Origin of the sequence: Rhizobium sp. Rhizsp42, assembly GCF_047304155.1 — a bacterium.
Classification (GTDB): Bacteria; Pseudomonadota; Alphaproteobacteria; order Rhizobiales; family Rhizobiaceae; genus Rhizobium.
The window spans coordinates 94,440-107,175 of record NZ_JBGLYS010000004.1; the positions used below are offsets into that span (position 1 = coordinate 94,440).

Sequence of the window (12,736 nt, forward strand, 5' to 3'; positions counted from 1 at the left end):
ATGACGGAGACAGTTTTTATTGCAGGCCGCGAGTTGCGAGTTCTGGACCTAAGTGACAGGCTCGAGAACGCTACAGCCGATTTTGAGCCTACTCCCCATCACATTGGATATCTGACGCCAGAAAATTCCCCCAGTGTTGTGAAGGAAAAACGTGGGATACCGACCGACGTGTGGCCGAATGGCCTTGGCTGGTCGTCCGAGATCACGACTATGCCAACGCATTCTGGCACTCATGTAGATGCACCCTCGCATTACGGTCCGCGCGTCGATGGCAAGCCAGCACGCACAATCGACGAAGTCCCGTTGCGTTGGTGCATGAGCGACGGCCTCGTTCTGGATTTCTCGAGCTTTGCTCCTGGCTATGGCATCACGGCTACAGACATCGAAAACAAGCTCGCGGAAATCGAATACTCGCTCAAGCCGTTCGATATCGTTCTGATCAGGACTGATGTCTCGAGGCGCTTCAAGGAGCCCGGGTACGAGAACCTTCATCCCGGCCTAACGCGTGCTGCGACGGAGTATCTCGTCGACCGTGGCGTAAAACTCATCGGTATTGATGCCTGGGGGCTGGATCGCCCTTTCGAGGCGATGCTGGCCGATCCGAGGGATTCCCCTTCTCACTTCTGGGAAGCTCATTTGCTGGGACGCGAGAAGGAATATTGCCAGATCGAAAAGCTCTGCAACTTGGCCGACATCCCGAGACCTAGCGGTTTCACCGTGTTGGCACTGCCCATCAAGCTCGCCGATGCCAGCGCGGGCTGGTCGCGAGTGGTGGCACTCATCGACGATTAATCAAACCATCTTCAGGAGGAGGATGAAATGGGAACTCAAACTGCATCTCAGATGGCGACCGCCCGCAAGACGGCGATTGCCAGCCTGATTGGAACGTGCATCGAGTGGTACGACTTCTACATTTACGGAACGGCCGCTGCACTTGTCTTCAGCACGCTCTTCTTTCCGTCGTACGATGCAACGGTTGGAACGATGCTTTCGTTCGCGACATTCGCGATCGGCGCATTGATGCGACCTCTGGGAGGGCTGATCTGCGGCCATTACGGCGACAAAGTCGGCCGCAAGTCTATGCTGGTGATCACACTGCTTGGGATGGGATTGGTCACGTTCCTGATCGGCCTTCTGCCGACCTACAATCAGGTTGGCATCATCGCCCCAATCCTCTTGATCATTCTTCGAATGCTGCAGGGTGTCGCCTTTGGTGGTGAGTGGGGCGGAGCCGTGCTGATGGCGGTCGAACATGCCCCAAAGGAGAAGAAAGGCTTCTTCGGAAGTTTCCCGCATATGGGTTCGCCGATTGCGCTCTTCCTGTCCACGGGAACGTTCGCGCTGCTCGCGCTTCTCCCAAAGGAGGACTTCATGTCATGGGGCTGGCGCGTGCCATTTCTTCTCAGCGCTCTCCTCGTCGTGGTCGGCCTGGTGCTTCGCCTTCAACTCTTTGAGTCTCCGGACTTTCAGAAGGTTCTTGATAGCGACAAAGTTGTCGAGCGACCCGTAGTCGAGGTCTTCCGTAAGCATTGGTGGCAGATCGTAATTGGCGTCTGCGTTGCGGTTGGCCCAATTGTAGCCTTCTACGTTCAGACATTGTTCGTCGTTTCGTACGCCACCCAATCGGCGGGGATAGGCCGAGATGTCGTCCTGAAAGCCGTCCTGATCGGATCTGCTGTCGAACTCGTCCTACTGGGTGTCTTCGCATGGCTCTCAGACATAATCGGTCGAAAGCCGGTCGCACTCTTCGGCGCGGGCTTTACCGCCGTAACAGCCTACCCTTTCTTCCTGCTCGTTGATGGTGGAACGCTTGCGAGCGTGTCCGCTGCGGTCTGCTTGGCCATGGTTGGCATCTCGGCGATCTACGCGGTTCTTCCCGCCTACCTGGCCGACCTCTTTGAGCCACACGTCCGATACAGTGGGATTTCTGCCTCCTTCACCATCGCATCGGGTGTTCTCGGCGGCTTCACGCCAGCGATTGCCACTGCGTTGTATGCATGGTCGCAGTCCTCGGTACCAGTAGCGGTTTATCTGGGCATAATAAGTTTGGTTAGCTTCTTCGCCGTGCTCGGTGCGAAGCAGCGAGGTCTTATGTCCCAAGCGCCGTCCCAGCCGTCTACGCTCAGAAGCGTGAACTGACGTCACAACTATCTACTCTGGGGCCAGCCGCGACCGCAGCTGGCCTCAGAGCCGTTCAAGGCGATTTCGTTGCAAAGCAGGGGCGGGTTCTGTATGAAATGCCCGCAGTGGATGAGGGACCCTGACCGGGAGCGACATGGATAATCAACGGGATTTCACTATCGGCTCGGAAGTATCCGACCGAATCCTGGAGACAGCTGAATCGCTGTTCGCTCGTAAGGGGTTTGGCGTTTCTCTCCGAGAAATCACCGCAGCGGCTGACGTGAATGTCGCTGCTGTGAATTACTATTTCGGCTCTAAAACCAAGCTCACCGAAGCGGTGTTCGACCGCCTTTCCTCTCGCGTGAACTCTGAACGCCTCGCCGCGCTCGAGGCGTTGATCGCGAGCGCGAAGGATGGTGATATCAGGCCAGACGTCCGCGATATCATCAAGATCTTTGTGAAGCCGTATCTTTATCCTGCGGAAAAGGGTCAGCTCCTGGCGCGGCTCATATTGCAGCACCGGATTGAGCGCTCAGCGCTGACAAGTACCATCATTCAACGCCACTTTGATCCAATGGCGTCCAAGTTCATCGAGGCGTTAAGCTTCGCGACGCAGGCACCAAGGACGGAATCCTTTTATTGGCGTTATGTGTTTATGGTGGGCGCGATCGTTCTCACTGTCACGGACGTAGGTCCGGGCAGCCGCCTGGAGAGGCTGTCCGACGGGAATGTCCGAGCAGGAGTCGAGGCTATGGAGCGTGAGGTTGTCGACTTTCTCGTCGGCGGCATGACCGCAGATACTGCCGGTTGACCGGCGTCAGTGCGCTTTGAGCGCGATTTCGAATTCGGCTTCAGTTTTAGCCACGACTTCGTCGATCTTGATTCCGGGCGCAAGTTCTATCAACTCAAGCCGCGTAGGACCTGATCGAGCCACTTGAAACACTGCTAGATCGGTAATGATGAGATCGACGACCCGGCTTCCGGTAAGGGGCAGGCTGCATCGTTCTTTGATTTTTGGACTGCCCTTTGCCTCATGTTCCATAAGGACAACGACGCGTTTGACGCCAGCGACGAGATCCATCGCTCCGCCCATACCCTTGGCCATTTTGCCCGGGATCATCCAGTTCGCGAGGTCGCCATTACGTGAAACCTCCATTGCGCCAAGGATAGACAAGTCTATGTGACCTCCACGGATCATGGCAAAGCTGTCGGCGCTGGAGAAGTAGCTGGTCATCGGCAGCTCGGTGATCGTCTGCTTTCCCGCGTTGATGAGATCAGCGTCTTCCTTTCCCTCTTCTGGAAAAGGCCCCATTCCCAACATTCCGTTTTCGCTTTGCAGCCTTACTGTCAGGCCATTGGGGATATAGTTTGCGACTAGGGTTGGGATACCGATGCCGAGGTTGACGTAGAAGCCATCGTGGATTTCTTGTGCCGCTCGTGCGGCCATCTGTTCGCGAGTCCAGGCCATTGTAGCTCCTCAGGCGACACTTTTGGTGATTACGGTACGCTGCTCAATCCGCTTGGCCGGGGAGGACACATGAACAATTCTGGAAACAAAGATCCCGGGAGTATGGACATGATCGGGATCGATGGATCCTGCTCGGTCTAGAAACTCGACCTCCGCTACGGTGTGTTTGGCAGCCGTGGCCATTATCGGGTTAAAGTTTCGGGCAGTCTTCCGAAACACCAGATTGCCTTCGTCGTCAGCGCGATAGGCGTGAACGATAGCTAGGTCCGCGAACAGAGACCGCTCAAGGACGTATGTCTCACCGTCGAACTCTTTCGTTTGCTTTCCCTCGGCCACGACGGTGCCGACGCCCGTCTTTGTGTAGAATGCCGGTATTCCGGCCCCTCCGGCACGGATGCGCTCCGCGAGAGTGCCCTGAGGCGTGAATTCGACCTCCAGCTCGCCTGCCAGGTACCGGGAGGCGAAAAGCTTATTCTCCCCGACGTAAGACGAGATCATTTTTCGAATCTGACCGGATTCTATCAACTGCCCCAAGCCGACACCGTCTATCCCGGCGTTGTTGGATATAACGGTGAGATCTCGTGCACCTGAGGCCCTTACGGCGTCAATAAGAGCTTCCGGTATGCCGCATAGGCCAAACCCTCCGCTCATTATCGTCATTCCATCGCAAAGCAATCCCGACAGGCTCTCCGCAGCCGAGCTATAGATTTTTGTCATGTTCAAGTTCCATGCTGCGGAGGGACTAGCGGGCCTGTGTCACCACAACCGTCTGCTCAATTCGCCCGAAGATGGAGTGCTGTTTGGGGTCCAGCATTTCAATGCGAACGACGTCTCCATCACGCAGGTACGGAGTCTTTGGCTCGCCTTGGAGAATTGTTTCGACCATGCGAATTTCTGAGATGCAGGAATAACCCGCACCACCGTCCTGGATCGGCTTTCCCGGGCCGCCGTGATTGTCTCGGTTGGAAACCGTTCCAGAGCCAATAATCGTTCCCGCGACGAGCGCTCTTGTTCGGGCGGCGTGTGAGATCAAGTCGGGGAAATCGAAGGTCATCTCCTTACCAGCATTCGGTTTGCCGAATTGAGAGCCATTCACATAGCTCAGCAGAGGGAGGTGTAGCCTAGCTCCGTCCCAATCGGTCCCGAGTTCGTCAGGCGTTACGGCGATCGGCGAGAAAGCCGAAGCCGGTTTAGATTGGAAAAAGCCAAACCCTTTGCCGATCTCTTGAGGGATGAGATTTCTCAGAGAGACGTCATTTACGAGCATCACGAGCTTGATAGCTCTCGCGGCAATCTCTCTACCAGCGCCAGCTGGGACGTCGTCCACGATGACGGCTATTTCGCCTTCGAAATCGATACCCCAAGCTTCGTCGCCTGCAGGGATATCGCCTCTCGGGCTGAGAAACGTGTCAGAGCCACCTTGGTACATCAGTGGATCGGTCCAGAAACTGTCGGGCATCGTGGCATTGCGAGCTTTGCGAACAAGCTCGACATGGTTGACGTAGGCTGAGCCATCAGCCCATTGAAATGCCCGGGGGAGCGGGCTTGAGCATGCCGTCTCGTCGAACGGAAAGCGCGATCCTTCTGACCTGTTGAGGCGATCGTATTTTTCCCTGAGTTTCGGCTCAGCGTCTTTCCAATCGTCCAAGGCGGACTGCATGGTCGCGTAGACGTCGGAAGCATCGGTTGCCCATTCGTTGTCCCGACTGACGACAATCAAGCGGCCATCGCGGCCTGACTTCAAGCTGGCAAGTTTCAAGGCTTCCTCCTCCTTGGTCCGATAGCGGGGGCGGTAGAAATCAACCGAAATCCGCAAAGATAAGTCAAACATATGTTTCAATCGCGTGTTTGAAGTCAAGTATTTTCGCATTTCTGATGATTTTTGGCATTTTTGGGCGCTATCGCGGGCTGCCGTCGCTCGACCCACCCCCCGATTTCAGATAATCATGGAGCTGAAAATACACGCGTCTCCATTGCAGGGTGACGTCAAAAAAACGAATAGATTCAGTAGGGGTGAGGGATGCGGTATCCCGCAGCGGAAACTGCCGAGAAGCACGAGCGGATCCTAAATCAGGCAGCTAAACTCTTTCGAGAGCGTGGCGTCAGCGAAGTGTCGGTTAACGACCTCATGAAGGCTGCTCAACTTACTCACGGATCTTTCTACCATCACTTCGACTCAAAGCAGCATTTGGTCTCGGACTGCGTGGATTACGTGAATACGTCCGCCCTACAGCGCATCGCAAGCAATGAGCCCACCAAGGAAGGCCGAGCCAAGTTCGCCTCGTCGTACCTCAGTGCAGAGGCTAGAGATAATCCAGGCGCTTATTGTCTCATGTCATCTTTGGTCTCCGAACTGACGCGCGATCCCTCCGCGCGTCCTGCTGTTACCCGATACATTGGCGCATTTATCAATAAGATAGCTACGCATTTCCGCTGGCCACGAAGTAGTGACCCGCGCCGGAAGGCAATTCGAATGACGGCGTCCCTCGTTGGGGCAATGGTCCTCGCGCGTGCCGTGGACGACGAAGCTTTCTCGAAAGAGATTTTGGAAGAAGTCATCGGGCAGCTGTCCGGCGATTTCTGACGCTATTGAGGGGGCGATCGGTCGTTCTGACCAGCCCCCAAGCGAAGCTATCTTTGGGCTTGAAGCTTCAGAAATTGAAGCTATAACGAGGCGTCACGATATGGTGGACGCCCCGCAGGTCGTGCAAGTCGGAATGCCGACGTCGACCTAATCCAGTTCCTTCCAGCTCCGATCTCGCTCATTAGGCTGCTGCGATAACGCCGGGTGCGCTTTCCAAATCGTCGACGCCGAAAGTTTCATCGATAACCTCCGCACTCCGAGGGAAGGTACCTAGATGCTCACACTGTATTTCCACGCCACGCCGAACTCAATGAAAGCCGCTCTGTTGATTCAAGAGCTTGAGCTGCCGGTTGAGATCAAGCCAATTGATATCTTCAAAGGGGAGCAACACTCCGAAGCGTTCCGGCTGATTAATCCGAACGCAAAAGTGCCCGCCATAGTCGACAGCGATGTAACCGTTTTCGATTCCCACGCCATCCTTCTCTACCTTGCGGAAAAGCACGGGAGATTCCTGCCGACCGGCGCAAAAGAGCGGGCGGCAGCCCTGTCATGGCTCGAGTTCATTGCGAGTGGGCTTTCGCCGTTTTCGGGTCAGGCTGTCCACTTCCTCCATTTTGCTCCTGGCGATCTCGAATATGCGAAGAACCGATATCTCAAGGAAGTGGAGCGTCATTATCGCGTTCTGGATGAACGTTTCGCCACGAATGAGTTTCTCGCTGGCTCCGAATACTCGATAGCGGATATGGCTCTATGGGGTTGGGCATCGATCGCCGGATTTATATTCGGCGAGAAAGGGTTGCAGGACTACCCGAATGTTCAACGCTTCATGGATACCATTGCTCAACGCCCGGCTGCTGCTCGCGCTTTGGCGATGAAGGAGAATCTGACCTTCAAGTCCGAAGTAGACGAGGAAACCTTACAGGCGCTGTTCCCTCAAAATAAGGCCGCGTAGCCCGATCCTCGCGGATTGACAGAGCAATTGCGATCCATCAAGGATGCTCAAGCATGATGGCTATCATGCTTGAGCATCCAACCGAGAGATTTCGATGGATTTGGACGTAGCGGTACGAACGGCATCCCCAGAACAGGATGTGCGCAAGTCGACACGGAAAGAATGGCTTTCTGTGTTTGCTGTAGCACTTGGAGCGTTTTCCTTGGTCACCACCGAGTTTCTCCCAGTGGGGCTACTCCCCGAGGTAGCTAGAACGCTTGATGTGTCGCTGGGAAGCAGCGGTCTGATGATAACCGCTCCGGGGATGATTGCTACGATGGCGGCTCCCACTATATTAATCGGTACCAGGGAGGCAGACCGTCGCTCGGTCATGTTAGCCTTAAGTGGCCTGCTATTCCTTTCCAATTTGGCAGCAGCAATTGCGCCGAACTTTCTGGTGTTGTTGATAGCGAGGGCATTGCTCGGCATTTGTCTCGGAGGGTTCTGGACAGTTGCCCTGGCGACTAGCGGTAGCCTTGTCCGGGCGCAAGACTCCTCCCGTGCGATGTCTATCGTTTTTTCAGCCGTCACTGCGGCTACGGTTATCGGAGTGCCTCTCGGGACCTATTTCGGTTCTATCTCGACGTGGAGGGCATCGTTCGTGGCGACCGCTGTTCTTGTCGCCATCGCCTTCGTCGGACAGTTGGTATTCTTGCCATCACTTGTACCGCAAAGCCGTCAAACCTGGTCGGCCATCCGCTCTGCCCTGGTGTCTCGTGGTACACTGTTGAGCCTTATTGCTACGGCTCTGATAATCGCCTCCCATCTTGCCGCATACACATATATTGCGCCCTTCCTGATCAATAGCGTTGGGATGCCTCCACTGTCGATTCCTTGGGTTCTTTTGGGATTCGGAGCGATCGGCTTCATTGCCAACCTCAGCGCACCGTCATTTCTAGCCCGAAACGCCTTTGGTGTTTATCTTACGCTGGTCGTTCTGTTCGCGGCCTGTTTTCTTGCTCTGCCGTTCACTGCGGGGTCGCTTGTTACGACACTGATAATCTTGGTGGTCTGGGCCGTTTGCAACGGTGCCGTCTTGTTGGGCATGAACTCTTGGGTGCTACGTAGGTCCCCAGAACATGCGGAAGCGGCCTCGGCATTGTTTGTAAGCACGGTGCAGATAGGGATTGCGTTCGGTGCAATATCGGGGGGCGCTGTAGTGGATGTTTTTGGAGTGCCTGCCAACTTCGTTCTCGCGCTCCTGCTCGCTGCGCTAACGGCTCTACCGCTCATCGCTGAGCGGAGCAAACTCTGACGAAAAGGAAACACACATGCTCAACTTCAAGACGGCATTGGTTATAGGCGCGGGACCGGGCATCAGCGCGTCATTGACGCGCTTGCTGACAGCGGCGGGCGTGAACGTTGCAATGGCGGCTCGCAACGTAGACAAGCTCGGCGACCTCGTGAAGGAGACCGGGGCGAGAGCATTTCCAATCGTTGACGCCGCCGACCCGTTCTCGGTCGAGCAACTTTTTGACGAAGTAGACGAAGCTATCGGTGCACCGGATATTGTCGTCTATAATGCGAGCGCAAGGGCTCACGGTCCTTTGGCAGAGTTGAACCCCGCTGATGTCCACCGGGCGCTCGACATTACAGCGTTCGGCGGCTTCTTAGCTGTGCATCACGCCGCCCGAAGAATGGTCGATCAGGGGCACGGAGCTATCCTGCTTACGGGCGCTTCCGCATCCATCAAAGGTTTTCCCCAGTCAGCTGCGTTCGCGATGGGGAAATTTGCCTTGCGGGGACTTGCTCAGAGTGCTGCACGCGAACTTGGTCCCAAGGGCATACACGTAGCGCATTTCATCATTGACGGCGGAGTTAGGAAGGTCGGGGCCAGCGACCAAAACGACGGATTGCTCACACCTGACGCGATCGCTCAGACGTACCTGGACGTGCTCAAACAACCTCGTGACGCCTGGTCGCAGGAAGTCGATTTGAGACCTTGGGCCGAAAAATTCTGATCTTTATCCAGGCAGCGCTCTGAGGCGTCTCGATCACATAAACTGTGGAATAGAGCCTGATACCCATCAGGTATCTGTAGAAGGAAATTTTGAATGAAGACTGTTCGCTTTCACAAGACGGGTGGCCCTGAAGTCCTGATTTACGAAGACGTTCCAGACCCGACACCCGGCCCAGGTCAGGTGCTCATCAAGGTCGAAGCGGTGGGGGTCAACTTCGCTGACGTTCTGAGGCGTCGTGGGGATCCTTACCCGATGCCATCGCCGGTGCCATTTACCCTGGGCGGCGAGATTGCCGGAACTGTTGAAGCTCTTGGGGACGGGGTCTCAGCTCTTTCTGTGGGAACGCCGGTCTACGTTACCTGCAGAGAAGGTGGTTACGCACAATACATTGTTGTGCCCGCTGAAACTGTCGTCCCGCTTCCGCAGGGCATTTCGCCAGCTGAAGCGACCACCCTTGTTATTCAGGGCCTGACCGCCGTTTTCGCCATCAAGGAAAATGGCCGGTTCGTCAAAGGGGAGACCGTGCTGATCGAGGCGGCAGCTGGCGGAGTTGGTTCGTTCGCGGTGCAACTGGCGAAGGAATATGGCGCTGGGAAGGTCATCGCAGCGGCCAGCAGTGAAGAGAAACGACAGTTCGCCCTCGATCTCGGCGCTGACCTCGCCGTCGACTACACTGATCCAAATTGGGCTCAAGCCGTCAAGGATATGACCGACGGCAAAGGAGCCGACATAATTCTGGAAGTAGCTGGCGGGCAGACCGTTTTCCAAGCCCTGGACGCCTTGGCACCGTTCGGGCGGATGGTTGTGTACGGTATGGCGAGCGGAGAGGCCGTTCAGGTCGATCCCCAGGCCTTGGTTATTGAAAACCAGTCGATCACCGGCTTTTACATTGGCGGCTATTTCCGGAGGAAGCCTGAACTTGTGAAGGCAGAGATCGCGGAACTCGTTGGGCTGGTGGGGCAGGGCCGACTGAAACTACCCGTCGGAACTGTGCTTCCTCTTTCTGAAGCCGTAAAAGCCCATCAGTTGCTTGAAGGACGGAAGACGACAGGGAAAATGGTTCTCGAGCCGTGGGCGGCATGAAAGTGTTGGGCGGACAGGAATGCCCGCCCAACTTCCCGCCATATCGAGGTCCAAAGCAAAGTTAACGGGAGGGCGTACTGACAGCGCCCGACCTATGATCCCACAGTGGGTAGCACAAAGGTCGAGTTATAAAACCAGGCTGTGTTAGCGAGCGCGAAATACATCGTGCGGTTCCAGCCGTTCACATCGAAACCTGAGCTCGCAGCGCCTTCCACAAGGTATGCTCGAAAATCCTCGGCCAAGAGATTTCTCAAACTTCCCCTCCGAGCATCTATGACCTTCGCGAGCTCCGCGCCTGCTTGTACGCCAAACCGATAGCCGAGATCATAGTCTTCGAAGTGGCTGAGCAGGCGACTGCGCTCTACCGCAGGCCAGGCTTGAGGTGGAGCGCAAATATATTTGATCGATATTGGGGTAGTCTGTTCCACTTCCGCATAGACCCAACGCTCGTTGAAAAACTTCGGTTCGTCAAGGTAAGGGTGAAGTGGTTGGTCCCCCGGAGACATTCCGAAGGATGCGCTTTTCCCGGTATTGCAGTCCTTGCAGCAAGGCACGAGGTTCGCAGGAAGAACCGAATACAGTGGAAATGTGGATTTCGGCAGGTAGTGATCCAGAGTTGATACGAGCCCAATCCCTCCGCAAAAGGGACACTTGCCATTTGCCGCAACCATGATCTCATCGTAAGTGGTTCGGGCTGCCATGTTGGTTGGCACCATATAACTCGTATAAAGATCCGTAAGACTGCTCTTAGAGAGAGACCCAACGACGATAGCGTCCACCTGGCCCCATGCGGCTCTGGGGAGGCCATGCCATGATTTCGCTTGCGAAGCCGCCGCGTAGTCGTTGATGGACTTCACTATATGGACATGGTTAGCGGCATAGTTATCCCGAGCAAGGGCGTCTGGGACTGCGTTGACACAGGTCGCGAAGACCTCAACCGCATTGTGCGGCGGGATGGATAACTGCCTCATGAACGTTGCGGATCCGATTTTGGGGCAGACAGCATGGCGCGAAGGATACCTCGGGCTTCCTGACCAAGTTGCCCGTTGTAATCCGCGACAATGGCGTCGTAGTTATCCGATTGGTTCACGTCGCGCTCTAGCAGCGAATGAAATCCCGACTTTGATACCTCTAGACCGAATACCTCTCGGGTTAGGACGCCGACATTCTCACCAAACGTTTCGATGTTGGGACGTTGTGCGGAGAGCGCCAGACGCGAGCGGGTTATCACCGTTACACAAGACCGAGGGACTTCCTGCAATACAACCGGCGAATGGGTAGCGACAATGGCCACGCCGTTTCGGCTGTGCAAGAGTTCACTCAGTGCTCTGGTGAAGGCGGACAGAAGCGGAGGATGCAAGTGACTCTCAGGCTCGTCCAAAAGCACAATGGTCTTCTCTTCGACCCTTGCTACCAGCTTTGAGACGGTCAGCAGCACCAATGCATGTCCGGCACTCATATTAGAGACCAGCCACGCAGCCACGCGCTGCCGCTCGTCTTCACTATAGTTCAGAAGGGTATGCAGTTCCATCTGAGCGAAGTTGCCGTCTGACCCCAATGTTCTGATCACGTTTAGCCAACGATCCCGCTTTCGAGTGTCAGCGAAGCATTCGTTGAGGCTGTCCAAACACTCTTGCCTTAGCGCTTGGAGGGTCTTCAATTTGCCAGCCTGGTCGCTAGGATCTTTCAAGCCGACATAAGAGTATCGCGTCCCACGTTCCGGGTCAGTTTGCTCGAGCGGCGGAGTGAAGGGATCAAAGGCACTGAATGAAACTGATACCAAGCTCGAAAAATAAACAGGCGACAGAGGTGTTACCACCTGAAACGGACCTATGGTCGAAAAACCGCCAAGAGCTCCTGTTCTTCGCATGATCAGATTGATCATGTCGTTCAAAAGTGTGGTTTTGCCCACCCCATTGCGGCCTATGATCGCATGGATGTTCGTGCTGGGCTTCGATCCTGCAGTCACAGCGAAATTGAGGGTAATACCGGCGAAGCGTTCACTCTGGGGCCGAACGTAGTCAAACCGGAAGTTGGTGAGCGGAGCGTCACCGCCGAGAACCCGCTTATACTGCTCCGAGACCGTTGAGATGCTCACATAGCGCAGCAATGACGTCTTAAAAACCTCTTGTCCCGTCGCCTGGCTCAACGCCTGATCGAGAAAGACGATATCTCGAACACCGTTTAGGAAGTTGGCACGACAGGATGCTGAGACGTTGCTCAGCACCCGGTAATATTCGACATCGGTGCCCAGCGAAAAATATTGATCGTTCAGACCAGGGAATGTGGAAGGCAGCGTCGTGTACGTGTCGATAGCGGTAGTTTGCCCTACGAAACCGATCTTGGTGTCGCCCAACTCATGCTGTTGTCCAAATTCGTCGAACAGCGTGACATTGAACATGGTCACGAAGCTGAAGTCATTCCAATGATCGATCCAAAGATATGCGTGATCGACCCCTTGCGTGGGAACTCTCTGGTTGCGGGGCACAATGGTGAAAAGCAATGTGTATGCTCTCTTTTGGAAAAAT

13 protein-coding genes are annotated in these 12,736 nt (G+C 55.3%); 8 read left to right on the forward strand and 5 right to left on the reverse strand.

Going from position 1 to position 12,736, the window contains the following annotated elements:
• The 3 genes from ACCD05_RS06330 to ACCD05_RS06340 all read left to right on the forward strand — a co-directional run bounded on the left by ACCD05_RS06330 (window position 1) and on the right by ACCD05_RS06340 (window position 2,932).
• Window positions 1-792, forward strand: a complete 792-nt coding sequence (locus ACCD05_RS06330; protein ID WP_413391822.1) for a cyclase family protein — start codon at window positions 1-3, stop codon at window positions 790-792.
• Window positions 793-819: 27 nt separating this feature from the next.
• Window positions 820-2,139 carry an MFS transporter gene (locus tag ACCD05_RS06335; RefSeq protein WP_413391823.1) on the forward strand — a complete coding sequence of 440 codons (1,320 nt, stop codon included), beginning with the start codon at window positions 820-822 and terminating at the stop codon, window positions 2,137-2,139.
• Window positions 2,140-2,275: 136 nt separating this feature from the next.
• Entirely contained in the window at window positions 2,276-2,932 is a 657-nt protein-coding gene (locus ACCD05_RS06340; RefSeq protein WP_413391824.1) for a TetR/AcrR family transcriptional regulator, read from the forward strand.
• Window positions 2,933-2,938: 6 nt separating this feature from the next.
• Here the strand turns inward: ACCD05_RS06340 and ACCD05_RS06345 are convergent, their stop codons facing one another.
• From ACCD05_RS06345 to ACCD05_RS06355, 3 genes are read right to left on the reverse strand one after another with little or no spacing between them, the layout of a single operon-like run.
• Complete coding sequence (locus tag ACCD05_RS06345) at window positions 2,939-3,589, reverse strand: CoA transferase subunit B (RefSeq protein WP_413391825.1); 651 nt, start codon at window positions 3,587-3,589, stop codon at window positions 2,939-2,941.
• Window positions 3,590-3,598: 9 nt separating this feature from the next.
• Window positions 3,599-4,306: a CoA transferase subunit A gene (locus ACCD05_RS06350; protein ID WP_413391826.1), complete on the reverse strand. Its 708-nt coding sequence runs from the start codon at window positions 4,304-4,306 to the stop codon at window positions 3,599-3,601.
• 25 nt (window positions 4,307-4,331) lie between these two features.
• Window positions 4,332-5,348 (reverse strand): fumarylacetoacetate hydrolase family protein, encoded by a 1,017-nt coding sequence (locus ACCD05_RS06355; RefSeq protein WP_413391827.1) that lies wholly within the window; start codon window positions 5,346-5,348, stop codon window positions 4,332-4,334.
• A gap of 261 nt (window positions 5,349-5,609) precedes the next feature.
• Between ACCD05_RS06355 and ACCD05_RS06360 the strand changes: the two genes are divergently transcribed.
• The 5 genes from ACCD05_RS06360 (at window position 5,610) to ACCD05_RS06380 (ending at window position 10,208) form a co-directional block, all read left to right on the forward strand.
• Window positions 5,610-6,173: a TetR/AcrR family transcriptional regulator gene (locus ACCD05_RS06360; RefSeq protein ID WP_413391828.1), complete on the forward strand. Its 564-nt coding sequence runs from the start codon at window positions 5,610-5,612 to the stop codon at window positions 6,171-6,173.
• Window positions 6,174-6,447: 274 nt separating this feature from the next.
• Complete coding sequence (locus ACCD05_RS06365) at window positions 6,448-7,125, forward strand: glutathione S-transferase family protein (protein ID WP_413391829.1); 678 nt, start codon at window positions 6,448-6,450, stop codon at window positions 7,123-7,125.
• A 94-nt stretch (window positions 7,126-7,219) separates the two neighbouring features.
• Entirely contained in the window at window positions 7,220-8,419 is a 1,200-nt protein-coding gene (locus ACCD05_RS06370) for an MFS transporter (RefSeq protein WP_413391830.1), read from the forward strand.
• A gap of 16 nt (window positions 8,420-8,435) precedes the next feature.
• Window positions 8,436-9,125 (forward strand): SDR family NAD(P)-dependent oxidoreductase, encoded by a 690-nt coding sequence (locus ACCD05_RS06375; RefSeq protein ID WP_413391831.1) that lies wholly within the window; start codon window positions 8,436-8,438, stop codon window positions 9,123-9,125.
• 93 nt (window positions 9,126-9,218) lie between these two features.
• Complete coding sequence (locus ACCD05_RS06380) at window positions 9,219-10,208, forward strand: quinone oxidoreductase family protein (RefSeq protein WP_413391832.1); 990 nt, start codon at window positions 9,219-9,221, stop codon at window positions 10,206-10,208.
• A 92-nt stretch (window positions 10,209-10,300) separates the two neighbouring features.
• Here ACCD05_RS06380 and ACCD05_RS06385 read toward each other — a convergent pair whose 3' ends face one another.
• Both ACCD05_RS06385 and ACCD05_RS06390 read right to left on the reverse strand, forming a co-directional pair.
• Window positions 10,301-11,179 carry an HNH endonuclease gene (locus ACCD05_RS06385; protein ID WP_413391833.1) on the reverse strand — a complete coding sequence of 293 codons (879 nt, stop codon included), beginning with the start codon at window positions 11,177-11,179 and terminating at the stop codon, window positions 10,301-10,303.
• Window positions 11,176-12,711, reverse strand: coding sequence for an AAA family ATPase (locus tag ACCD05_RS06390; protein ID WP_413391834.1), 1,536 nt, complete (start codon window positions 12,709-12,711; stop codon window positions 11,176-11,178). The genes ACCD05_RS06385 and ACCD05_RS06390 overlap by 4 nt, the downstream gene beginning before the upstream one ends.
• Window positions 12,712-12,736: the final 25 nt, after the last annotated feature.

What these genes read in the sequence shown, in the direction of transcription:
- ACCD05_RS06380 (WP_413391832.1), top strand. Translation starts at nt 9,219, where the DNA reads ATGAAGACTGTTCGCTTTCACAAGACGGGTGGCCCTGAAGTCCTGATT.
- ACCD05_RS06340 (WP_413391824.1), top strand. Translation starts at nt 2,276, where the DNA reads ATGGATAATCAACGGGATTTCACTATCGGCTCGGAAGTATCCGACCGA.
- ACCD05_RS06330 (WP_413391822.1), top strand. Translation starts at nt 1, where the DNA reads ATGACGGAGACAGTTTTTATTGCAGGCCGCGAGTTGCGAGTTCTGGAC.
- ACCD05_RS06335 (WP_413391823.1), top strand. Translation starts at nt 820, where the DNA reads ATGGGAACTCAAACTGCATCTCAGATGGCGACCGCCCGCAAGACGGCG.
- ACCD05_RS06365 (WP_413391829.1), top strand. Translation starts at nt 6,448, where the DNA reads ATGCTCACACTGTATTTCCACGCCACGCCGAACTCAATGAAAGCCGCT.
- ACCD05_RS06345 (WP_413391825.1), bottom strand. Translation starts at nt 3,589, where the DNA reads ATGGCCTGGACTCGCGAACAGATGGCCGCACGAGCGGCACAAGAAATC.
- ACCD05_RS06350 (WP_413391826.1), bottom strand. Translation starts at nt 4,306, where the DNA reads ATGACAAAAATCTATAGCTCGGCTGCGGAGAGCCTGTCGGGATTGCTT.
- ACCD05_RS06375 (WP_413391831.1), top strand. Translation starts at nt 8,436, where the DNA reads ATGCTCAACTTCAAGACGGCATTGGTTATAGGCGCGGGACCGGGCATC.
- ACCD05_RS06370 (WP_413391830.1), top strand. Translation starts at nt 7,220, where the DNA reads ATGGATTTGGACGTAGCGGTACGAACGGCATCCCCAGAACAGGATGTG.
- ACCD05_RS06385 (WP_413391833.1), bottom strand. Translation starts at nt 11,179, where the DNA reads ATGAGGCAGTTATCCATCCCGCCGCACAATGCGGTTGAGGTCTTCGCG.
- ACCD05_RS06360 (WP_413391828.1), top strand. Translation starts at nt 5,610, where the DNA reads ATGCGGTATCCCGCAGCGGAAACTGCCGAGAAGCACGAGCGGATCCTA.